Origin of the sequence: Variovorax ureilyticus, assembly GCF_050632185.1 — a bacterium.
In the GTDB taxonomy this organism is placed as follows: domain Bacteria; phylum Pseudomonadota; class Gammaproteobacteria; order Burkholderiales; family Burkholderiaceae_C; genus Variovorax; species Variovorax ureilyticus_A.
In genome coordinates this window covers 4418452-4440683 of sequence record NZ_CP192579.1, presented here as the reverse complement: position 1 = coordinate 4440683, position 22232 = coordinate 4418452, and the positions used below count along the sequence as shown (strand labels likewise).

Here is a 22232-nt window from a genome sequence, read left to right as displayed (position 1 = left end):
GCCAGAATCATCACCGGGTTCCCGCACGGAACCTGCCTCGAAATAGCGTCGGACAAGGTGGCGCACACCTTGAATGCGGAGCGTGTGGCTCGCATTTGATGTGTCCGGATTTTTTCCGTCCTGCCAGTCCCGATGCCGCTCCGCCCCCTCATCCTCCTCACCGCACTCCTGCATGTCTACCTGGGCCTGCGGTTGCTGCCTGCGCTCGCCGGCGGCTGGGCCGGGTGGCTGGCGATCGCGCTCGTCGTTTCGGCCGCGACCATGCCGCTGCCGTTCGCCGGCAGGCGATCGGAAGGAGCTCGCCGCCTCGGTGATGGATGGAAGTGGATCGGGCTCCTGAGCATGGGCTGGTTCTCGTCCATGTTCGTGCTCACGATCGTGCGCGATGCGGGACTTCTCGTCGCATGGCTGGTGGCGCTGGTTTCCGGCTGGAGCCCCGACTGGCCGCGCTGGCTCGCGATGAGCGCGGGCTCGGTGCCGGTGCTGGCGACGGCCATCACCACGATCGGCTTTCTCAACGCGCGCCGTACCGCCAACGTGGTGCACGTGGACGTGCCGGTCCGCAACCTCCCGACCGCGCTGGACGGATTCACGATCGCGCAGCTCAGCGACATCCACGTCGGGCCGACGATCCGACGCGGCTATATCCAGCGCATCGTCGCCGCGGTCAATGGCCTCGGCGCCGACATGGTTGCCATCACGGGTGATCTGGTCGACGGTACCGTCCCGGAGCTTCGCGACCACGTCGCGCCGCTGCAAGGCTTGCGCGCAAAGCACGGCACCTTCGTGGTGACCGGAAACCACGAGTACTACGCCGGCGCGCATGCCTGGATCGACGAACTGCGCCGGCTCGGCCTGCGCGTGCTGCTCAACGAGCACGTCGTGCTTCAGACGCGCAGCGTGAAAGGCGCGCAGACGGATGAAGAGGTTCTCGAAAGCGCGCTCGTGGTGGCCGGCGTCACCGATTACACGGCGGTGCATTTCGATGCAGCGCATGCGAGCGATCCGCGTCTCGCGCTCGACGGCGCACCGCCGATGGTGCACATGCGCGTGCTGCTGGCCCATCAGCCGCGCAGCGCACCCGCGGCAGCCGAGGCCGGCTACCAGCTCCAGATCTCCGGCCACACGCACGGGGGCAGTTCTTTCCGTGGAATCTCTTCGTGCCGCTCCAGCAGCCCTTCACCGCCGGCCTGCACAAGCTGCAGGAGATGTGGGTCTACACGAGCCGCGGCACCGGCTACTGGGGTCCGCCGAAGCGCATCGGGGCCCCTTCGGAAATCACCTTGCTGCGCCTCGTGCCGGAGAGCTGATTCCGGGTCCGGCGGACACCGCTTCTTTCAGTACTCGGCCGGTGCCGCGAGGCGGCGCTCATTGGCCGTCGCCTTCGCATGGATCGGCTTCAGGCCGCGCTGCACGATGCGCGCGCCGGCGCTGCTCAGTTGACTCACCGCCGCCGCAGTGCGCGCAGCCGAGGTGCCGAGCGCTTCGGCATGCGTCACCGCCTGCGCCTGCGACGTGCTGGTCGCGAGCGAAAACAGCGCGACCCCGCCACTGAGCCAATGCCTGACTGCACGATTGAAGAGCACGAACTGGGTGGTGTGCAGCTGATTCACCATCGCTGCACCGGCCTCGCTGGCGGCCGCGAGCTTCTCGTGCCCCATGAGCTGGAATTCGGCGAGGTCCGCCTCGCTGGGCGCGAGACCTGCCCTGGCGATTCGCTCGGACCTCATGCGGATCACCGAGCCGGACGACAGGAGCATTTCATGGGCCGTGGCCGCGACGTCGGCCCATAGCATCAGGGGATTGAAAAAGCGGATGGAAGACATGCGAAGGACACTCTCGGGGCACGGGACTCAAGCGCAGACTATAGGCCTTCGGCGCAAATTTTGCTGCGCTGCAGCATGATCGATGGCCGTGTCGGTTGCGATGTCGCATCTCGAAGATGAAGCAGACCTGTTGCACAACCCTTACGATTGTCAAAAAGTGCAAGTTCAAATCAGAGTTCCAAGAATGAAAAACATGACTTCCTGCGCCAAAGCCGTCCTCTTTGCGGCGGGCGCGTTGCTTTCGGTTTCGGTGGGCGCCCAGACCGCGCCGAGCGACGACAGGGCGATGGGTATCTACGTCGAGGCGGGGACGACCCCCAGAGCGGCCGGTCGACCGATTCGCTGACGGCCGGGTTGACGCTGCCGATGGCCGCCAACCGCGTGCTGTGGGGCGGTGACATGAGCTTCTACTGGGATTTCTTCCTGAGCGGCTGGCGCGCACCGAAGCCCAATGGCGACGGCAAGGACAACTACGCGCAGATCGGCGCCATCGCCAACGTGCGCTACCGCTTTGGCGAAGGGCGATCGCCCTGGTTCGTCGAGGCTGGCCTCGGTGGCACGGTGATGAACCACCTCTACCGCACCGAAGACCGCGAGTTCAGCACGGCCTTCCAGTTCACCGAGCTGATCGGCGCCGGCCTGAGCTTCGGTGCGCAGCGCGAGCACGAGGTGTCGGTGCGCATCCAGCACTTCTCCAACGGCCACATCAAGGAGCCGAATCCGGGCGAAAACTTCCTGCGGGTTCGCTATCTCTATCGCTTCTGAGTGAGTTCGGCGGGCGATCGGCAGCGTCCGGAATTCAGCCCGAGGCCGCCAGCAGCATCTTTCGCAGACGGCGCGCGTGCATCTCCGCCACGGCGTAGAACACCAGCGCCACCGCGAGCGGCAGCAGGTAATAGAGCGCGCGGTACGCAAGGATGGCCCCGAGGAGCTGGGCCTCCGGCAGGCGGTGGGACAGCAGGGCGAGGAACACGGCCTCCAGGACGCCGAGTCCGCCCGGCACGTGCGTGATGACGCCGGCCACCGCGGCGACGAGAAGCACCGAGAGCACGGTGGGGTACTCGATCTGCCGTTGGAGCAGGAACCAGAGCATCCCGCCGATCAATGACCAGTTGGCGCACGAGATCACCAGCTGGAGCAATGCGATGCGCAGGGGTGGCGTGTCCAGCTCATGGCCACGGATGTTCCACGTGTGCTCGCGCGCGACGGCGCACAGCGCAAGATACGCCACGCCGGCCAGCATCAGCCCCGCGCCGAGGACACGCAGCCCGCCGCTGTCGATCCGCCAGTTCGGCGGCAGCGTCATCGGCGAGAAACAGAAGGCCGCGCCGGCCACCATGAAGTAGCCGAACCAGTTGGTGAGCATGCTGAAGCCGAGCACCCGCGTGATGGTGTTCGGGCCGAGGCCGAGCCGCGAGTACAGCCGGTACCGGAAAGCCACCCCGCCGATCAGCGAACCGAAATTCAGGTTGAACGCATAGCTGATGAAGGTGACACCCATCACCGGCACCGTGCCGAGCGTGTGATGGGTCATGCGCCGGCCGAGCAGGTCGTAGGTGCTGTAGAGCAGGTGGCTGCAGAAGGCCAGCACGGCCGCCGCCAGCACCATCGGCCAAGGAATCGCGCGGACCGACGCGAGCACGTTCCACCAGTCGACATTGCGCGCCTGCCGCCAGATCAGCACCAGCACCCCCGCGAAGAAGACCCATGCGGCGATGCGCTTGACGTGCGCCCAGGTATTCGACCCGGTGGACTCCGCGGGCGCCGCGGCGCCGGCTGCCGTCGGGCTGCCCATCACACGATGTCCGTTCGCGTGGAGCCCCCGCGCGGGCCCTGCTTTCCGAGCGGCTTCAGGCGCGGCGCGTGGCGCGGCAGCCATCCGGCCCACGCCGGATACCAGCGCAGCAGATGGAAGACGCAGAAGCTGCGCACCAGGCGCCAGGCACTCCATTCGGTGAGGTCGGACGCCCGCACCTGTCTGCAACTGTTCTGCATCAGGTGGTGGAGCTTATCCCAGAGCGCCTGGTTGAACGCCTCGCTGCGCACCACCACGTTGGCCTCGAGGTTCAGCGACAGGCTCAGCGGGTCGAGGTTGCTCGAGCCCACGGTGCTCCATTGGTGGTCCGCCAGCGCCACCTTGCCGTGCAGCGGCCTCTCGGTGTATTCGTGGATGCGCACGCCCGCATGGAGCAGGTGGTGGTAGAGCATGCTCGCCGCCACCTTGACGAAAGGCATATCGGGCACGCCCTGCAGGATCAGGTGCACCAGGACGCCGCGCAGCGCCGCGCGTCGCATTTCCTTGATCAGCCGGTAGCCCGGAAAGAAATAGGCGTTGGCGATCACGATGCGCTCGCGCGCGCTGCGGATCGCGGCGCGGTAGTGCCGCTCGATGTCGGTGGTGTGCTGCCCGTTGTCGCGGGTCACGAAGAGCACCTCGGCCGTGCCCTCGGGCGCGGTCACGCCCTGGCCCGAGGCCCTGAGACGTCGCCGGAACCAGCTCGCGCCCTTGCCGCCGAGCGCGATCGCGCGCAGCACGAAATGGTGGATCTCGCGGGCGATCGGGCCCCTGAGTTCCACCGCGTAGTCCTGCTTCCCCATCGGCCCGAAGCCCTGCAGCTGATCGGCCGCGAAATTCATGCCGCCGACGAACGCGATCTGGCCATCGACCACCACGATCTTCCGGTGCATGCGGCGGAAGTCGTTGATCCGCCACCCGAAGATCTGTCTGCCCGGGTCGAACACCCGCACCCGGACGCCCACCGAACCGAGCCCTTCGATGTACTCGCTCGAGAGCCCCGGCGAGCCGAAGCCGTCGATCATCAGGTCGACCTTCACGCCCCGCAGCGCCGCCTGGCGCAGCACGGCGTGCAGCGCCGAGCCGACCTCGTCTTCGAACAGGATGAAGGTCTCGATGACGACCTCGCGCCGGGCGCCGCGGATGGCGTCGAAGACGCGCGGGTAGTACTGCTCTCCGTTCTCCAGCAGTTCGACCCGGTTGCCGCCGACCCAGCGCTGGCCCTTCGATGCACTCACAGCTCGATCTCCGCCACCAGCGGCGCGTGGTCCGACAGATGCGACCACGGCCTGCGCGGCAGCACCACCGGCGCATGCACCGCCGCGTTGCGCACGTAGATGCGATCGAGCGGCAGCAGCGGAAAGCGCGCCGGAAAGGTCTTGGCCGCACTGCCGTGCGCCTGCACGAAGACCTCGTGCAGCGACGCGCCCGCCTCGAGGATCGCGTGCGCCTTGCCGCGCCAGTCGTTGAAATCGCCCGCGACGATCAGCGGCGCATCCGCCGGAACCTCGTCGCGCACGATGTGGCAAAGCAGCTCCAGCTGCTGCTGGCGGTGGGTTTCGGCCAGCCCCAGGTGCGTACAGATCACGTGCACGTCCACCGGCCGCGCCGGCAGCCGCAGCACGCAATGCAGCAGGCCGCGCTTCTCGGGCCCGACAACGGTGACGTCGTGGTTGCGGTAGTGGACGATCGGGAACTTCGACAGCACCGCGTTGCCGTGGTGTCCCTTGGGATAGACCGCGTTGCGGCCGTAGGCGAACTGCGGCCACATCGTGTCGGCGAGGAATTCGTAGTGCGACGCCTCCGGCCAGTTGTCGATCTTGCGCGAATGCCGCGAATGCGTGCCGAGGACTTCCTGCAAGAACACCACATCGGCGCCCACGGTGCGCACCGCTTCCCGCAGCTCGGGGAGGATGAACCTGCGGTTCAGCGCCGTGAAGCCCTTGTGGGTGTTCACGGTCATCACCTTCAGCAACGTCGGCCTGGCCGTCACGGCCTCCGTGGGAGACGAGGGCTTCACGGAGTCGGTTGTAAGACGGCCCGCCCGGGCAGGCTGTAGGATCGCGCCTGAAGAAGAAGAAAGCCCGCGGCGCTTGCGCGTCGCGGGCTTTTTGCGCGGACCGGTGAACGCTTCAGCTCTTGGCAGGCGCGGCCGGATGGTGCGGATGATGGTGGCCATCGCGATCGCCGGGGCCGAAACGGCGCATCGATTCCGCATCGAAGGTCTTCTGCTGTTCTGGCGTCAGCGCGGCATAGAAGGTGCGGGTCGCATCGGCGCGCTTCGTGAACATCGCGCTGCGTTCGGCCTGGCGCTTCTGCATCAGGTCGAGGCGCTGCGGCGTCGTCAGCTTGGCGAACTCGTCGCGATTCATGCGTGCGCTTTCCGGCGGCACGGGCGGCATCTGCTGCGCTTCGGCGAAGGCGTTCCATGCGCCTTCCTGCGTCGGGGTCAGCTTGAGCTTTTCCTTCAGTGCCGCGAGATTCTGCGCATGGCGCTGCTGCATCTGCTCGAAGCGCTGGGCGCGGTCTTCCCGCCCGCGCGGACCCTTGGCCGGAGCTTGCGCGCCGGACTGGTCCTTGGCGGCAGGCGCGGCCGGCGAGCTCGCCGGCGCCTGCGCGAAGGCGCCCGATGCCACCGTGGCAGCCAGCAATCCGGCACAGAGAAGGCTTTTGCGAGACGTGATCATGAGAGTGCTTCCTTTCGAAGAAGCCTGCCGCCGATGGGCAGCAGGTGAAGCAAAGTGTGGCCGCCGCATGTGTCCGGCGAGTGAGGGCGGGGTTAGCGCGCGTAAAGATAGATGAAGGCGCGCGGCGGCCCGATCAGCCGAACTTGCCGTGCTGGAAGTCCTGCACCGCCTGCATCAGCTGCTCGCGGGTGTTCATGACGAAGGGGCCGTACTGCGCGATCGGCTCGCGCAGCGGCTTGCCGGCGATCAGCAGCGCGCGGGCCGGACTGTGGTTGGTGCCCGGTGCGTGCAGCAGCACGCCGTCGCTGCCCGGCTCGTTGGCCATGATCGCCATGCGCTTGGTCGGGATCTCGCTGTTGCCGATGAAGACCGATTCGCGGAACACGTAGATGAGCGCGTTGCGATCGTCCGCCAGCGGCTGGGCGAACTCGGCGCCGGGGGAAGGGTGATGTCGAGGTAGAGGGGCTCGGTGTGCTCGCGCTTCATCGCGCCGGCGATGCCGTGGCTCTCCCCGGCGATCACGCGCACGTGCACGCCGGCCGGCGTGGTGAATTCGGGGATCTCCTCGCTCTGGATGTCCCGGTACCAGGGCTCGCGCATCTTGTCCCTGGCCGGCAGGTTGAGCCAGAGCTGGAAGCCTTCCATCAGTCCCTCTTCCTGCTCCGGCAGCTCGCTGTGCACCAGGCCGCGGCCGGCGGTCATCCACTGCACGCCGCCGTTGGACAGCAAGCCTTCGTGGCCATGGCTGTCGCGGTGGCGCATGCGACCCGAGATCATGTAGGTCACGGTCTCGAAGCCGCGGTGCGGATGGCTCGGAAAGCCGCCGATGTAGTCGCCGGGGTTGTCGCTGCCGAAGGCGTCGAGCATCAGGTAGGGGTCGAGCCGCTCCTGCAGCGTGTGCTGGAGCACCCGCGTGAGCTTGACGCCGTCGCCGTCGCTGGTCGAGACGCCCGCGACGATCTGCTCGACCGGCCGCGGACGGACGAGCGAAGCCGGCTCGGCGACATGGACGTTGTGGGGGTGGTGCGGGGTGGTCATCGGGGCATGGTGGCACGGTCCGGACGACCGCGCTAGCGGTGGGGGCGGCGAGCGATCAGCCGAAAGACTCGAGTTCCCACGACACGCTCTGCCAGGCGACGCCGAAGCCCGGGGCCGTCTGAGCGCGCGCAGCGGGCGCACGGACCGCATCGACGGCCCATTCCGCGCCGGCGTCCACGCTGTCGACGATCGGTACGGGCACCGCGCCGGCGATCTCGGCGGCGATGCCGGCAAGACCCGCGCCGCCGAGGATCACCGCCTGCGCCCCGAAGCGCTGGGCGGCGTCGCGGCAGGCCTGCGCCAGCAACGACCGCGCGCCATCCGGATCGGCGGCGAGCTGCGCGCCGGTCGGCGCCACGGTGTGGATGCCCGCCAGCGAGGCCGCGTACCCGAGCGACCAGGCGAGCCGTTCGAGCATCGGGCGCCAGGCCTCGCCGCCGGTGACCACCGCGAAGCGGCCTCGGCGCGAGGCCGCGAGAAAGGACGCTTCCGCCAACCCGCCGACCGGCACGCCCGCGCCTTCGCGCAGCGCGAAGAGACCGGGATCGCCGAAGCAGCCGATCAGCACCGCATCCGGCCGCTCGCCGTTGGCATGCGCGGCCGCCCAGGCATCGAGCGTGGCGTGCTGCGCGACCGCATAGCTCGCCTCGTTCGCGATGTAGGGCGCACCGAAGCGCGCGGTGATGGTGCGGACGTCGTGCCCTGCGCCGGCCATGGCGCTGACGCGGCGTTGCAGCAGATCGCTGACCGATACGGAGGTGTTCGGATTGATGACGAGCAGCCGCGCCATGCCTGCCACCGCATCAGCGCTGCCGCGCGGACCGCCTGCGCAGGAACGCCGCCGCGCCGAGCGCCGTGCCCATCACCGCGAAGGACACCACCGTGGTTACCGTGCCGAGCGCGTAGATGGCCGGCGTGGTCACCGTCGACGTCAGGCCCTGGAGTTCGAGCGGCAGCGTGTTGACGTCGCCGATGGCCTGCGAGGTGCGCGCGATCTCGTCCCAGCTCAATGTGAAGCCGAACATGCCGATGCCCACCACGGACGGCCCGATCAGCGGCAGCACCACGTGCAGGAAGCTCTGCCAGGGCGTCGCGCCGAGATCGCGCGCGGCCTCCTCGTAGGCCGGATTGAAGCGGTTGAACACCGCGAACATGATCAGGAGCCCGAAAGGCAGCGTCCAGGTGAGATGCGCGCCGAGCGCCGAAGTGAGCAGGCCCAGCGCGGTGCCGTAGTTCTCGAGCGTGCTGGTGGCGTCGAGCGCGGTGAGCGCGCTCTTGATGCCGCTGTCGAGCAGGCGGAACTGCAGGCCGATGCCGAGCGACACGATGATCGACGGCATGATCAGGCTCGCGATGGTGACGAAGAAGAGCGCATTGCCGCCCTTGAGCTTCTTGCGGAAAGCCAGCCCCGCGAGCACCGACAAGACGACGGTGAACAGCATCACCACCGCGCCGAGCAGCATCGAGCGCCGGAACGCCGCGCCGATGTCCACCGTGCCGAGCCCTTCGGCGAGCTTGTGGAACCAGTGCAGCGAGACACCCCGCAACGGAAAGGTGAGGCCGCCTTCGGGCCCCTGGAAACTGAGCACGAAGATCGTGATCATCGGGCCGTAGAGAAACAGCACGAACAGCGCGAACACCATCGCCAGCGGCCAGAAACCGCGGCTTCGCTGTTCTCCGATGCGGTGGCTCACGTCACAGCTCCTTGCGAATGTCGACGAGCCGCGTGAGCGACCAGATGATCATCAGCACCACCGCGAGCAGGATCATGGCGTTGGCGGCCGCGAGCGGGAATTGCAGGTACGAGGTCTGCACCTGGATGATCTTGCCGACCGAGGCGATCTGCTGGCCGCCCATCACGCCGATGGTGACGAAGTCGCCCATCACGATCGTGATGACGAAGATCGATCCGATGAGGATGCCGGTGCGCGAGAGCGGCACGATCACGTTCCAAAGCGTCTGCCATCCCGATGCGCCCGAATCGCTCGCGGCTTCGAGCAGCGAGCGGTCGATGCGCATCATCGAATTGAAGATCGGCACGATCATGAACATCGTGTAGAGGTGCACGAACGCCAGCACCACCGAGAAGTCCGAGAACAGCAGCCACTCGATCGGCGTGTCGACCACCCCGAGCCACATCAGCCCCTGGTTGACCAGCCCGTTGCGTCCCAGCAGCGGCACCCACGAGATCATGCGGATCACGTTCGAGGTCCAGAAGGGCACGGTGCACAGCACGAAGAGCAGCGTCTGCATCGCCGACGATCGCACATGGAACGCAAGGAAATACGCCACCGCGAACCCGAGCATCAGCGTGATCACCCAGACGATGAGGCAGAACTTGAGCGTGCTCAGATAAGTGGACAGCGTGACGCACAGATCGCCGTTGTCCGTGAGATGCGAGCAGCCTTCGAAGATGCTCAGGTAGTTGCGCAGCGACAGCGCGGGGATGAGCTCGTATTCGTTGAAGTTCCACAGGCTGACCATCGCGATCAGCAGCAGCGGAACGATGAAGAACAGCAGGAAGACCAGCGCGAACGGCGCCGCCTGCCACCACGCGCGGATGGTCCGCACCGGTGTGGTGGCATTGGCCGGAGCCTTCGTCGCGATGGCGCTCATGCCGTCCGGAAGCTCAGGCAGCGACGAATTCGTTCCACTTGCGGACCATGTATTCGTTCTCGTCCATGACCGCGTTCCAGCACGCGATGCCGCCCATCCGCTGCTCGTAGCTGCCGCCATCGCGCACGGCACCGGCCTTGGCGATCACGTCGCCCTGCGGGCTCTTGATGTCCTTCTCGGCGGGCTTGCCTTCCATCCAGTAGGCCCACTCGTAGGGCTCCATCTTGGCCTTGGCGGTCTCGAGCACCGCGCTGTAGTAGCCCTGGCGGTTGAGGTATGCACCGGCCCAGCCGTCGAGGAACCAGTTGATGAACTCGTAGGCGCCGTCGAGCTTGCGGCCCGACAGCGTCGCCGGCAGGCCAAAGCCCGAGGCCCAGGCGCGATAGCCTTCCTTGAGCGGCTGGAACACGCAGTCGATGCCCTTGCTGCGCACGGCCGTGACCGCCGGCGACCACATCGACTGGATCACGACCTCGCCCGAGGCCATGAGGTTGACCGACTCGTTGAAGTCCTTCCACAGCGCGCGGAACTGTCCGGCCTTCTTGGCCTCGATCAGCGTCTTGATCGTGAGGTCGATCTCGGCCTTGGTCATGTTGCCCTTGTCGGCGTACTTGTGCAGGCCCTTGGACTCCACCACCATCGCCGCATCCATGATGCCGATCGACGGGATGTTCAGGATCGCGGCCTTGCCCTTGAACTCCGGATTGAGCAACTCGGCCCAGGAGTTGATCGGGCGCTTGATCAGGTCGGGCCGGATGCCCAGCGTGTCGGCGTTGTAGGTGGTCGGGATCAGCGACATGAACTGCGTCGGCGTCTTCGAGAAGGTCTTGCTCTTCTCGCCTTCGAGAAAGATCACCTTGACCGGCGCGGTGCCCTGGTCGCCGACCTTCTTGCCGGCCACTTCGCCCTTGGTGAAGAGCGTGGTGATCTTGTCCGCGTTCTTCACGCGCTTGGTGTCAATGCCCTTCAGGTTGCCGGTGGGCACGATCTTCTTGAGCGAGAAGTACTCGGTGTCGATCAGGTCGAAGCTGTTCGGCGCGGTGACGGCGCGCTTGGTCACGTCGTCGGTGGTCACGGCCACGTACTGGATCTCGATGCCGGTGTCGGCCTTGAACTTCTCGGCGATGGCCTTGTCCTGGTTGACCGCGGTGCCGAGGTAGCGAAGGACGATCTTTTCCTGCGCGTGGATCGCGGGGAACACGCCCGCCGCAAGAATGCCCGCGGTGCCCTTGAGCAGCGTGCGGCGCTGCACGTCGGTGGAAGAGATTTCAGTTTTTTTGGACATGGTGGGTCTGCGTAGAGGCAGTGGTGGTGAAGAAGAAAATGGCGGCGGCCGCGGTGCGGCGCACGGGGCGGCTCACGCTGCCATCGCCGCGAGAGCCGCCATCGGAGCAGGCCGGGAAGCGGGCGAGCCGTTGCCCGGGTCGTCCGGGCGCGTGGCGCCGGGCCCCAGGGTTCGCGCGTCGGCTTCCGACCAGCTCAATCGCACGCTGTCCCCCACCTCGTAGGGGCGAGCGACGAAGGCCTTCTCCGACAGCAGCACCGAGACGCTGCTGCGCTCGGGCCGCACGCCCGTGATGCGCAGGCCGAGCAGCACGTAGGTGCCCTGGTATTCGATGTCCGTCACATGCGCCGGCACGCCCATCTCGCCGGCCCCGCCGGAGGCCGGTGTGATGCGCATGTGGTCGTTGCGCACGGCGATGAGGCCGTCGTTCAGCGCGAAGACGTTGTGGCCGCCCATGAAGCGCGCGACGAACTCGCTGGCCGGGTGGTTGTAGACCTGGTGCGGCGAGCCCACCTGCTCGACCAGCCCGTGGTTCATCACCACCATCGTGTCGGCCAGCGCCATCGCCTCTTCCTGCGAGTGCGTGACGTGGATGAAGGTGAGGCCCAGTTCTTTCTGCCAGCGCCGCAACTCGGCGCGCATCTGAATGCGCAGGAACGGGTCAAGCGCAGAGAGCGGCTCGTCGAGCAGCAGCACGCGCGGTTCGGTGATGAGCGCACGCGCCAGCGCCACGCGCTGCTGCTGGCCGCCGGAAAGCTCGGCCGGCTTGCGCTCGGCCAGGTGCCCCATCGCGACGCGCTCCAGCAGGTTCTTCGCGCGGCGATGGCGCTCGGTCTTGGCAACGCCCTTCATCTTCAGGCTGAAGGCGACGTTGTCGAGCGCCGAGAGATGCGGAAAGAGCGCGAAGCTCTGGAACATCATCGCCGTGCCGCGCGCCGCCGCCGGCAGGTTGGTGATGTTGCGGTTGTCCAGCAGGATGTCGCCCGAAGAGACCGATTCATGCCCCGCGACCATGCGCAGCGTCGTGCTCTTGCCGCAGCCCGAGGGGCCGAGGAGGCAGCAATAGCTGCCGCTGGCGATCCGCAGGTCGATCTGGTCGACCGCGGGGGCGCACCCGCGGCGTAGCGCTTGGTCAGCGCGACGATTTCAACGGCTGCGGGCGGGGGGCAGTGACGGCATCCATCGGTGCTGGCACCGCAAGACATATGCCAGCGGATCGACGCGGTCATGCGCCATCCTGGTGCACGCCTTCGGCGGCGTGCGCTACGGCGCAGGGAACTTGGCGGCGGCGACGCTCTTCAGCAAAGCCTCGCGCTGTGCCTTCGTGATGCCCCTGACCCCATCCGCCACCTTGTTGGCGCGCTCGAGGTTGATGTTGCCGTCCTGCTGCCACCTGCGCACCGCCAGCGCCGGGTTGGTGAGCATCGATGCGAGCCAGACCGCCTGCGCCGGCTCCAGGTTGCGGGCCGGCCGCTTGAAATAGGTGCGCGCCGCCGTCTCGGCGCCGCAGATGCGTGCGCCCCAGGGCGCGTTGTCGAGGTAGAGCTGCAGGATGCGCGCCTTGCCGAGCGTCTGCTCCATCTCGACCGCGTAGAGCAGCTCGCGCAGCTTGCGGTCGGCATTCTGCTCGCCGCCGGTCACGAGGATCTTGGCGAGCTGCTGCGAGAGCGTGCTGCCGCCGCGCTCGGTGCGCGAGGACTTCTGGTTGGCTTCGAGCGATGCCGCGAGTTCGGTCAGGTCGTAGCCGGGGTGGTTGAAGAAGCGCTGGTCCTCGGCCGCGATGACCGCGCGCGCCAGCCAGCTTTCGCTGCCGAGGCGGCTGGCGGGGCCGCAGCTCGAACGCGCGTTGGCGATCGCCTCGGTGCCCAGGCCATCGACCGTGAAGCCCTCGATCTGCGGCGTCAGCGAATACGTGCCGGCCGGCAGCGCCACGTGTGCGCGCAGGCCCACCGTGCCGCCGATGCGCGCCCGCTTGAGCTCGGGCAGGTCGGGCGCGAGCACCGCGTACCACTGGGCGATCGGCGCGCTGTCAGCGCGAATGTCGAGCAGCAGGCTCTTCTGCGTGAGCCGGCCGTCCCAGCGCCCGTGCAGCACGACATCGCCGCTGCCCTCGGCCGCCACCGCGCCGGGCGCCGAGGCTTCGAGCAGCCCGCTGAGCGTGCCCGCATCGCGCCGCACGGTGGCCTTGAGGCGATCGACGCGGATCGGCGCCTTGCCCAGCGAGTGCACCGTGGCGCTGCACGGCGCGCATTGCAGTTCGAGCGTGGCGGTGGGTTCGTTCCAGCCGAACGCCACCGGGCCGAAGCCGGTCTCGATGGTGCGGCCCGCGATCCATGGCGCGAACCACGACGAGGTGGCGAGCCGGATCGCCGTGGGCACGCCAACATCGATGGTGAAAGGACCGGCCTTGAGCCGCGCGGGCCATTCGTCGGGGCCGGGCGCGAGCGCCAGCCGCACGATCAGGTACGCGGCGATGCTCGCCGTCAGCACCAGCGCCAGGGTCGCGAAAAGCAGGTAAAGCAGTGCCTTCTTCAGCAAATCTCTCTCACTCGATCGGTCTCGCCAGGGTGACAGCCTGCCAGGGGCCGTTCGACCGGCCGGTGGCTGCTGCCCAGTACCAGGCTGAAGTGTCGGTGAAAGCGGCGCCCGCGGCGTCGACGATGCGCTCGCAGACACGCATTTTCTGCATGCCGCGGCGCTCGGCGACGAAACAACGCCACAGTCGAGCGTGGACGTCCTGCTCCAGGCGGGCCTGCGCGATGCCGTAGCCGAGCGCACGGTAGCAGTCGGCCGCCGGATGCAGCATGCGGGTGGGCGTGTCGACGCGGCGCATCACGAGCATCTGCCGGCCATCGGTCATGCGCGCGATCGAGCCGGGAAAGCGATCGGCGAAGCGGTGCTCCACGTCACTGAGCGCCAGCGGTCGCAGGGGGCGCCGTCCCATTCGCTGGGCCATTCCTGGAAGCTTGCGGGCGCGGGCGCTTCTGCGCCGCCTTGCAGGGCCGAAGCAGCCGACCAGAGCAGGCACAAGAGCATCGCCGACGCGAAGGCCGCCTTGTGCGCGATGCGGTTGACGAAGCGGTTGGCGAACCAGCGTTCAAGAAAGGCCCCCAGGCTTGGCACTTCATATCCTCGCTGCCCCCCGAAGGGGTGCTTCTTGCCTTGGGGCGCCCCGGCGTCAAAAGGCTGCATCGACACGGCGGCCCCCCGTCGAAGTGACCAGTCCGGAGCCACCGCGCACAGCCATCACGCCGGCAATGCCGCCGCACACCAGCGCGAGCAATGCGAGCCCGAAGGCGTCGTGCAGCCAGGGCGGCGGCGCATGCCCCGCGGCTTCGAGCGCCACGAGCACGCTGTTGCGCACGACATTCCCGCCAAGCACCAGCAATCCGACCGCCGGCAGGCGTGCAAGAAAGCTCCGGCCATCGCGGCCCGACCACAGCGCAACCACGCACGCGGTGAAATAGCCGAACCACGCCATCTGCACGCCGGAGCAGGGTGCATCGACGATCACGAGGCGCCCGTCGACGAGGAGGCTGCTGCCTTCGCGCACCACGCTGAAGCCCGTCCTCAGAAACCAGCAGCTCGCCTCGGCGGTGAGCACACGCAGCGGATAGCCCGCATAGAACTGCAATGACGACAGCAGCGGCAGCACCAGCAGGGCGAGCAGCGCCACCGGCAAGCCGGCGATGCGCCGGGGGAGAAAGGCGAGCAGCCCGCAGGCCATGGCCAGCACGGCAAGCAACGTGGCGGCCAGCGGTGGCAGCGACGGCAGCGGGCCGACGCCCGTGCGAAGCAGGGCGGCACCCAACGTGCTGGACGCTGCGACCGCGAGCCAGCCCAGACGCGGCGCGGGTCGCAGTTCGCTTCGAAGCCGCCACACCATCACGGCCAGCGCAGCGATCGCGAGAAGCCCCAGCGGATCGTCCGAACCGTCGTGCATGCGGCGCGCCATCCAGATCCAGTGCGGCGCCAGCGCAGCGGCCTGCAGCGCAAGCCAGCCGGCCGCGGGTGCACGATCGAGGCGGATGCCCCAATCGATGACGCGCGGGTGGGTTTGTGCGAGTACGGCGAGAGACATGACCTGCACTCCTTCAGGCCGTGAACCGGCGCGCATCGTGGCGGCGCGCACGGCGGCGCAGCATCGCGAGCATCGAGACGACCACCGCGATCGCACCGAGTGTTTCGGGTTCGGGCGTGCTCGGTACCTCGGCGCCGAAGCTCTGGCCGACCGCGAATTCGCTCACGCCCTTGGGCAGCGGCACCGGCTGGTCGACGCCGACGCTGTCTTGCGGCGCAACGTTGCGCACCACCTTGTCCACCGCGATGAAGCTGGTGTATTGCGTGAGCAGGCTGTAGCGCAAGCCGAGGTCGGTGATGCGCTTGCGATAGCCGTCGCCGCCTTCCAGCGCTTCCTGGTCGCCGAGGCTCGCGATGCGATGCCGCGCCCACAGGCTGCGCAGCGCGGCAGCGTCTTTGCGCGCATGCGGATCGACCTGCAGTTCCTGGTGGTACGGACCGTTGGCGCTGCGGCCCTCGATGATCACGCGGCCCTTGGGTTGGCCGCGCCACTTGCCGAACACGATCACCGGACGCTCGCCGAGCACGTCGGGCAGCGCCATGGGTTCGACGTCGTACACATCCAGCCCTTCGAAGCGCGCCTTCACGCTGGTGAGCACCGGCGATTCGATCATGCGGCGGAAGCGCGCTGCCTGCTCGGGCGCCTGCACCGGGTCGGTGACGATGAAAGGCTCGCCCATGCCGGCGCGCGCCAGGCCCTCCATCAGATGCCGGTTGACCGACGAGCCGATGCCGAAGGCAAAGAGATTGGCCTTGGAGAGGTTCTTGCGCACCAGTTCGAAGGCTTCGCGCTCGACCGTGACGTAGCCGTCGGTCACGACCACGATGGTGCGCGACACGTCATCGGCCTTGGGTTCGGCATAAGCGCGCCTCAAGGCGGGGATCAGCTCCGTGCTTCCGCTGCCGCCGTAATTGCGGAGAGTGGCGAGTGCCTGCTCGATATTGGCGCGCGTGGCGGGCACCGAGTGCGGCGAGAGCATGCGGTTGCTGCCCGAGAACAGTAGCACGTTGAAGCTGTCGCTCGGCCTCAGTCCGCCGATGAGCCGCTCCAGAGTGGCCTTCGCAGTGTCCAGCGGAAAACCGTGCATCGAGCCCGAGATGTCGACCACGAAGATGTAGTCGCGCGGCGAGATGACATTCGCGGGCACCGACTTCGGTGGCTCGACCATGGCGAGGAAGAAGTTCTCGGCGCTCTCTCCATGGCCTTCGTAGAGCATCAGGCCCGATTCGATGCGCTCGCCCGCCAGCCGCCAGTCGAGCACGAAGTCGCGGTTGTCGGCCGGACCAGCGTCGCGCGCAAGCGTGATGTCGGCATGCTCATCGGCATCGCGCCGTTGCACTTCGATCTCGTGCGTGAGCGAGCGCACTTCCTTGATACCCAACGGCGTGTCCAGTGCGACCTTGAGCTTGAAGCTCGTTTCCGGCCCGACGCCTGCGCGCAGGATGGGTTGCGCGACCCATCGCGCCTGCGCGTTCTCCGATTGCGGGCTGTTGTAGCGCGGCCCCACCACCGTCGGGAAGACGAACTGGTAGTTCCCGCCCTGCGGCACGAGCAGCTCGGTGTAGCGCAGTTCGACCTTCACGTCGTCGCCGGGCAGGATGTTCGCGACATTCATCTGGAACACATTGGGCAGATGCTGCTCGAGCAGCGCGGCGGTCCTGCCTTCCTTCTTCGCGTTGTCGTATTCGATGCGCGCCTGCGCCTTCTCGCGAATCTGCGCGGTGATGAGGCGATCGGCCAGGCGCACATTGAGTCCGCTCACAGCCGCTTTCGTGGAGCCGGGGAACACATACCGCGCCTCGATCGCGCGCCTGCCTTCGTTGCGATAGGTCTGCGTGACGGTCACGTCCGCGATCACGCCGGAGATCTTCACGTCGACCTCAGTGCCCTTGAGCGGCAGGCGATCGACTTCAGGATCGTCGCTCTTCACGAAGAAGTACGGGCTCTCGGTCTTCGGGCGCGGGCCCTGCGCCTCCTCCTGCGCATGCACAGGACGGGCGAGCAGCAGCGCGAAGCAGGCGGTGGCGAGGCAAAGCGTGCCGAGCCAGAGCCAGCGGCCGGGGCGGGGTATGGAAGCTTCCATGACGTGGGTCCTTTGTCCCTCGATGGGTGCCGTGCGACGTTGCACGGGAGCAATGTCGCGGGCGACCACGAAGACAGTTGGAAGCCTGTTTGAAGCCGCAGGGTGTTGTGTGAAGTCCGTGTGAAGTCGGTCCCACAGGGACTTCACACGGACTTCTGCCACGGCGGTCAGCATTAGGGCGCCATCCCTTTTGAATTCCGGCCCGGGAACTGGAAAATGCGCAGTTGCTCCTATTCCGGCCGTCGACGCTATCCGACTGATAGCAAATGTATGACTCTGTAAAAGAGTATTCCGAACATCCCCGCGTCGGCCCTCACCTACATGTCGAAACCTTCTTCTTCCAGCGAGCAATCGAGCTCCGCTCCTCCGAGCCGGCTGCGCCGCATTGCCATCTGGGGCGGCGCCGCGATCGCGGCGGGTGCCCTCGTCGTGATGATCGGCGCGGCAACCGCGGTCGCCGTGATCTATCCGAAGCTGCCGAGCGTCTCCGACCTCTCCGATTACCGCCCCAAGCTGCCCCTGCGCGTGTTCGCGGCCGACGGCAGCCTGATCGGCGAATTCGGTGAGGAGCGCCGCAATCTCACGCCTTTCGCCGACATCCCGAAAGTCATGAAGGACGCGGTGCTCGCGGTCGAGGACGCGCGCTTCTACGACCACGGCGGCGTGGACTACAAGGGATTCGTGCGCGCGGCCTTCTCGAGCCTGCGCGGCGGCCGGCAGCAGGGCGCCTCCACGATCACGATGCAGGTGGCGCGGAACGTCTACCTGAGCTCCGAACGGACCTTGAGCCGCAAGGCCTACGAGATCCTGCTGTCGATGCAGCTCGAACGCCAGCTCACCAAGGACCAGATCCTCGAGATCTACCTGAACCAGATCTACCTCGGCAATCGCGCCTACGGCTTCGCGGCCGCCGCCGAGACCTACTTCGGCAAGCCGCTGCAGAAGGTCACGATCGCCGAGGCCGCGATGCTGGCGGGCCTGCCGAAGGCACCGGGCACCAACAACCCCGTGGCCAATCCGCGCCGCGCACGCGCGCGGCAGCTCTATGTGATCGACCGCATGCAGGAGACCGGCTTCATCACTGCGGAGCAGGCCGAGCAGGCCAAGCACGAGGAACTGCATCTGCGCGATGCCGCCGACCCCGACCGTCTGCATGCCGAATACGTGGCCGAGACCGTGCGGCAGATGATGCATGCGCAGTACGGCGACAGCATCTACACCAGCGGCCTCAAGGTCTACACCTCGCTCGATTCGGCCGACCAGGCGGCGGCCTATCGTTCGCTGCGTCGTGGCATCCTGGACTACGAGCGCCGCCAGCCCTATCGCGGCCCCGAAGCCTTCGCCGATCTGCCCGACGATCCGAAGCAACTCGACGATGCGGTGGACGACGCGCTCGCCGACCACCCCGACAACGGCGACCTGGTGGCCGCCGTCGTGCTCGCAGCCAGCCCCAAGGAAGTCACCGCGGTGCGCGCGAACGGCGAAGTGCTGCAGATCAGCGGCGAAGGCCTGCGTCCCGTGCAATCGGGCCTCGCTGCCAAGGCGCCAGCCGCGATCCAGATTCGGCGCGGCGCGGTGATCCGCGTCGCGAAGATGGCCAAGGGCGGCTGGGAAATCACGCAGGTGCCGGAGGTCGAAGGCGCATTCGTCGCGATGGACCCGAAGAGCGGAGCGGTCAAGGCACTCGTGGGCGGCTTCGACTTCGGACGCAGCAAATTCAACCACGTCACGCAGGCCTGGCGTCAGCCCGGATCGAGCTTCAAGCCGTTCATCTATTCCGCCGCGCTGGAGAAAGGCTTCGCGCCGAGCACCGTGGTCAACGACGCGCCGCTCTACTTCGAAGCCGGTGCCGGTGGGCAGGCCTGGGAGCCGAAGAACTACGACGGCACCTACGACGGCCCGATCACGCTGCGGCGCGCGCTGCAGCAGTCGAAGAACATGGTCACCATCCGCGTGCTGCAGTCCATCGGCGTCGACTACGCCCAGGACTGGGTCACCCGCTTCGGCTTCGACCGCGACAAGCAGCCGGCCAACCTGCCGATGGCACTCGGCGCCGGCTCGGTCACGCCGATGCAGATGGCGGCTGCCTACTCGGTGTTCGCCAACGGCGGCTATCGCGTCAATCCGTACCTCGTCACGCGCGTCACCGACATGAAGGACAAGGTCCTGCTCGAAACCGAGGCGCCGGTGCTCGACGAGAGCCGGCGCGCGATCCCCGAGCGCAATGCCTTCGTCATGGGTTCGCTGCTGCAGAGCGTCGTGAAGGGCGGCACGGCTGCCAAGGCCGGCCAGGCGCTGCGCCGCAATGACCTCTTCGGCAAGACCGGCACGACCAACGATTCGTTCGACACCTGGTTCGCGGGCTTCCAGCCTTCGATGGTCGGCATCGCATGGATCGGCTACGACACGCCGCGCCAGCTCGGCGTACGGGGTGAAACAGGCGGAAGCCTGAGCCTGCCGATCTGGATCGGCTTCATGCAGACGGCCCTCAAGGGCGTGCCGGTGTCCGAGCCGCGTGCACCCGGCGGGCTCATCAACCTCGATGGCGAGTGGTACTTCGACGAGTTCGGGCCCGGCCACGGCGTCGCGAGCCTCGGCGTCGATACGCAGGCACCGACGTCGGCCGAAGCGCTTGCCGGCGCACCGGTCGGAGCGCCGCCGGCTCCCGAGGAGCGCAGCCGCATCCTCGACTTCTTCCGATAGGCCGGCGCCAGGCCGCGAAATACACGAAGGGGGATGCGGAGCTATCTACACTCCACATCCCCTTTCTCACATCTGGCCATGGAATTACTGATCCTGGCGACGCTGATCCTCGTCGGCGCCTCCATCCTCAAGTCGGCGGACCAGCGCCGCCGCATCGCGCTGCTCGGCAGCCACCTCGGCAACTACCAGATCGAGAAGCTGATGGAGAACCTCACCGAGGGTTATCTGCGCTGCCTCGGCGAAGACGATCCGGAACGGCGCACGCAGATCTGGGCCTTGCTCGACGACACCGAGCGCAAGCTCTCGACGCAGTTCAGCAACTTCGCCGCCGAGTTCTCACGAGTGGATCAAAGGGAAGCGCGCGTGAGCACCTTGCCCATCGCGATTCCTTTCGCAGGCCGGTTCCTGCCGGCCGCGACCTTCGATGTGCGCCGCGCTTTCGCGATCCACGCGCACGGGATCGCGGAGGTGATGCGGAACGACGCCCACCGCACGCACAAGGCCAAGGCTTACATGATGTCCGCCGAGCTGTTCCTGATGCAGCACACCTGCCACTGGTTCTGCAAGTCGAAGGCGGTGGCTTCGGCGCGCATGCTCGCGCGTCACAAGACCGCCTATCAGCAGCTCATCGACGCGGTGAGCCCCGGAACGCGCAGCGCCTACCTGGAACTGACCGGTCAGTGAGGCGCCAGCAGCGGCAGCGTGAGCGTGGCCTGCGCGCCGCCGCGCGGCGCGTTGACGAGTTCGACGCGGCCCCGGTGCAGCGTCGCGATTTCCTTCACGAAGGCCAGCCCGAGCCCGGTGCTCTTCTTCTGGCTGTGCGGGCGGGCAAGCGAATAGAACTTCTCGAACACCTTGTCCTTCGCGAAGTCGGGGATGCCCTTGCCGCGATCGCGCACGGTGATGCGCGCCCGGCGTCCCTCGGCCTCGAGCGCCAGCAGCACTTCGGCGCCGTCCGGTGAGAAGTCGATCGCGTTGTCGAGCAGGTTGCTGATCGCGCGGCGCAGCAGGAAGGGATCGCCTTCCACGCGCGCTTCGTTGTGGATCGCCACGTTGATGCGCACATCGCGCTTCGACGCCGCGGCCTGCGCGCCCGCGCCGATGTCGCGCAGGAGCAGCCCCAGCGCGACCGGCTCGCTGCGTTCGAGCGCACGCCGCGTCTCCAGCGCGGTGAGCTCCATCATGCGATCGACGATCTCCTGGATGCGCTGCGTCTCGCGTGCGATGTTGGCGAGGAAGCGTTCGCGCTCGGCCTGCGGCATCGAGGGTTCCTGAATCAGCTCGGCCGCGCCGCGAATCGCGGAGAGCGGGCTCTTCACCTCGTGCGTGAAGGTCTGCACGTAGTCGGCGACGTAGTTGCGGCCGGTCAGCGCATCGCGCATCTCGCGCAGGCCGCCGCGCAGCGTGTCCGCCGCGCGCCGCACCATGCGCGACAGGCTCAGGCTGCGCTGGCTGCGCAGCCAGCCGACGTAGTCCGAGATGAGCCCGAACGGCCGCACGAGCCAGATCGACACGATGATCGCGAGCACCAGCAGCGCGAAGGCCGAGCCGACGCCGACCCAGAGCGTGCGGGCGCGCGCGTCCTCGACGAACTGCCCGAAGCTGCGCACCGGCTTGCCGACGGTGACCACGCCGACAATCTCGTTGCCCCAGCGGATCGGCGCCCCGACGTACATCACCGAGGTCAGCGGATCGCCCGCGATGTCGCGCGAGGTGCGCGCGCCGTACACACCGGCCAATGACCGGCTCACGTCGGTGCGTTGCGAGAAATCCGCGCCGGCGCTGCGGCCCAGCGAATCGAAGAGCACGCGCCCCATGCGATCGGTCACGTACATGCGCAGCTCGACGCGGTTCTTGTGCAGGTTGTAGATCTGCGCGGAGAACTGCCGCGCATAGACCGAGCGGAACAGCGGGTCGAGCCGCGAGACGTTGATCGCGCCCGCGATCACGTCCTGCTCAACGAGGCTCGCCATCAGCTGCGAGGTCTCCACCAGCGATTCCTCTGCCGACTCGCGATAGCGCGGATCGATGTCCGCCACCACCCGGTAAAGCAGGAAGGCAATACCGACCGTGTAGATCAGCAGGATGCCGATGAAGATGCGGGTCCTCTGCGTCACC

Annotated in this window: 19 protein-coding genes and 3 pseudogenes; 5 read left to right on the top strand and 17 right to left on the bottom strand. The window is 67.4% G+C overall.

From position 1 onward, the window contains the following. Positions 1 to 132: 132 nt before the first annotated feature. Positions 133 to 1310 (top strand): annotated as a pseudogene (locus tag ACQ858_RS22040) (metallophosphoesterase). Between the two features lie 27 nt (positions 1311 to 1337). Here ACQ858_RS22040 and ACQ858_RS22035 read toward each other — a convergent pair. Further along, positions 1338 to 1826 carry a polyhydroxyalkanoate granule-associated phasin gene (locus ACQ858_RS22035; protein ID WP_431274644.1) on the bottom strand — a complete coding sequence of 163 codons (489 nt, stop codon included), beginning with the start codon at positions 1824 to 1826 and terminating at the stop codon, positions 1338 to 1340. Positions 1827 to 1908: 82 nt separating this feature from the next. Between ACQ858_RS22035 and ACQ858_RS22030 the strand changes: the two genes are divergently transcribed. Then, complete coding sequence (locus ACQ858_RS22030; RefSeq protein WP_431274643.1) at positions 1909 to 2172, top strand: hypothetical protein; 264 nt, start codon at positions 1909 to 1911, stop codon at positions 2170 to 2172. Between the two features lie 20 nt (positions 2173 to 2192). Continuing rightward, complete coding sequence (locus ACQ858_RS22025; protein WP_431274642.1) at positions 2193 to 2591, top strand: acyloxyacyl hydrolase; 399 nt, start codon at positions 2193 to 2195, stop codon at positions 2589 to 2591. A gap of 34 nt (positions 2592 to 2625) precedes the next feature. Here ACQ858_RS22025 and ACQ858_RS22020 read toward each other — a convergent pair whose 3' ends face one another. From ACQ858_RS22020 to ACQ858_RS21950, 15 genes and pseudogenes are all read right to left on the bottom strand, one after another. Then, positions 2626 to 3621, bottom strand: a complete 996-nt coding sequence (locus ACQ858_RS22020) for a lysylphosphatidylglycerol synthase domain-containing protein (RefSeq protein WP_431274641.1) — start codon at positions 3619 to 3621, stop codon at positions 2626 to 2628. Next, positions 3621 to 4859, bottom strand: coding sequence for a cardiolipin synthase ClsB (gene clsB / locus ACQ858_RS22015; RefSeq protein ID WP_431274640.1), 1239 nt, complete (start codon positions 4857 to 4859; stop codon positions 3621 to 3623). The genes ACQ858_RS22020 and clsB overlap by 1 nt, the downstream gene beginning before the upstream one ends. Beyond that, complete coding sequence (locus ACQ858_RS22010) at positions 4856 to 5584, bottom strand: endonuclease/exonuclease/phosphatase family protein (protein ID WP_431276923.1); 729 nt, start codon at positions 5582 to 5584, stop codon at positions 4856 to 4858. Before ACQ858_RS22010 ends, clsB begins: the two co-directional genes overlap by 4 nt. Before the next feature lie 169 nt (positions 5585 to 5753). Then, on the bottom strand, positions 5754 to 6308 hold the full coding sequence (locus tag ACQ858_RS22005; RefSeq protein ID WP_431274639.1) for a Spy/CpxP family protein refolding chaperone: 555 nt from the start codon (positions 6306 to 6308) through the stop codon (positions 5754 to 5756). Between the two features lie 133 nt (positions 6309 to 6441). Next, positions 6442 to 7346: pseudogene (locus ACQ858_RS22000) on the bottom strand (pirin family protein). Between the two features lie 55 nt (positions 7347 to 7401). Then, a complete protein-coding gene (locus tag ACQ858_RS21995; RefSeq protein ID WP_431274638.1) occupies positions 7402 to 8136 on the bottom strand; it encodes an aspartate/glutamate racemase family protein in 735 nt (244 codons plus the stop codon). A gap of 13 nt (positions 8137 to 8149) precedes the next feature. Further along, positions 8150 to 8989: an ABC transporter permease gene (locus ACQ858_RS21990; protein WP_431276922.1), complete on the bottom strand. Its 840-nt coding sequence runs from the start codon at positions 8987 to 8989 to the stop codon at positions 8150 to 8152. A 52-nt stretch (positions 8990 to 9041) separates the two neighbouring features. Continuing rightward, complete coding sequence (locus tag ACQ858_RS21985) at positions 9042 to 9962, bottom strand: ABC transporter permease (protein ID WP_431274637.1); 921 nt, start codon at positions 9960 to 9962, stop codon at positions 9042 to 9044. Positions 9963 to 9975: 13 nt separating this feature from the next. Continuing rightward, the gene (locus ACQ858_RS21980; protein ID WP_431274636.1) at positions 9976 to 11247 is read right to left on the bottom strand and encodes an ABC transporter substrate-binding protein; all 1272 of its coding nucleotides are present in this window, start codon (positions 11245 to 11247) and stop codon (positions 9976 to 9978) included. Positions 11248 to 11319: 72 nt separating this feature from the next. After that, a pseudogene (locus tag ACQ858_RS21975) lies at positions 11320 to 12452 on the bottom strand (ABC transporter ATP-binding protein). 58 nt (positions 12453 to 12510) lie between these two features. After that, on the bottom strand, positions 12511 to 13785 hold the full coding sequence (locus ACQ858_RS21970; protein ID WP_431274635.1) for a biosynthetic peptidoglycan transglycosylase: 1275 nt from the start codon (positions 13783 to 13785) through the stop codon (positions 12511 to 12513). Positions 13786 to 13792: 7 nt separating this feature from the next. Then, on the bottom strand, positions 13793 to 14152 hold the full coding sequence (locus tag ACQ858_RS21965) for a hypothetical protein (protein ID WP_431274634.1): 360 nt from the start codon (positions 14150 to 14152) through the stop codon (positions 13793 to 13795). Further along, positions 14104 to 14445, bottom strand: a complete 342-nt coding sequence (locus ACQ858_RS21960; RefSeq protein ID WP_431274633.1) for a hypothetical protein — start codon at positions 14443 to 14445, stop codon at positions 14104 to 14106. The genes ACQ858_RS21965 and ACQ858_RS21960 overlap by 49 nt, the downstream gene beginning before the upstream one ends. Then, a complete protein-coding gene (xrtQ, locus tag ACQ858_RS21955; RefSeq protein ID WP_431274632.1) occupies positions 14426 to 15328 on the bottom strand; it encodes an exosortase Q in 903 nt (300 codons plus the stop codon). Before xrtQ ends, ACQ858_RS21960 begins: the two co-directional genes overlap by 20 nt. A gap of 13 nt (positions 15329 to 15341) precedes the next feature. After that, the gene (locus tag ACQ858_RS21950) at positions 15342 to 17411 is read right to left on the bottom strand and encodes a VIT and vWA domain-containing protein (RefSeq protein ID WP_431274631.1); all 2070 of its coding nucleotides are present in this window, start codon (positions 17409 to 17411) and stop codon (positions 15342 to 15344) included. Between the two features lie 321 nt (positions 17412 to 17732). Here ACQ858_RS21950 and ACQ858_RS21945 point away from each other — a divergent pair, with 321 nt between their 5' ends. Both ACQ858_RS21945 and ACQ858_RS21940 read left to right on the top strand, forming a co-directional pair. Then, positions 17733 to 20114 carry a penicillin-binding protein 1A gene (locus ACQ858_RS21945; protein ID WP_431274630.1) on the top strand — a complete coding sequence of 794 codons (2382 nt, stop codon included), beginning with the start codon at positions 17733 to 17735 and terminating at the stop codon, positions 20112 to 20114. A 78-nt stretch (positions 20115 to 20192) separates the two neighbouring features. After that, positions 20193 to 20798: a hypothetical protein gene (locus ACQ858_RS21940; RefSeq protein ID WP_431274629.1), complete on the top strand. Its 606-nt coding sequence runs from the start codon at positions 20193 to 20195 to the stop codon at positions 20796 to 20798. Here ACQ858_RS21940 and creC read toward each other — a convergent pair. Continuing rightward, complete coding sequence (gene creC / locus ACQ858_RS21935; protein WP_431274628.1) at positions 20792 to 22231, bottom strand: two-component system sensor histidine kinase CreC; 1440 nt, start codon at positions 22229 to 22231, stop codon at positions 20792 to 20794. The genes ACQ858_RS21940 and creC overlap by 7 nt on opposite strands. Between the last annotated feature and the right edge of the window lies 1 nt (position 22232).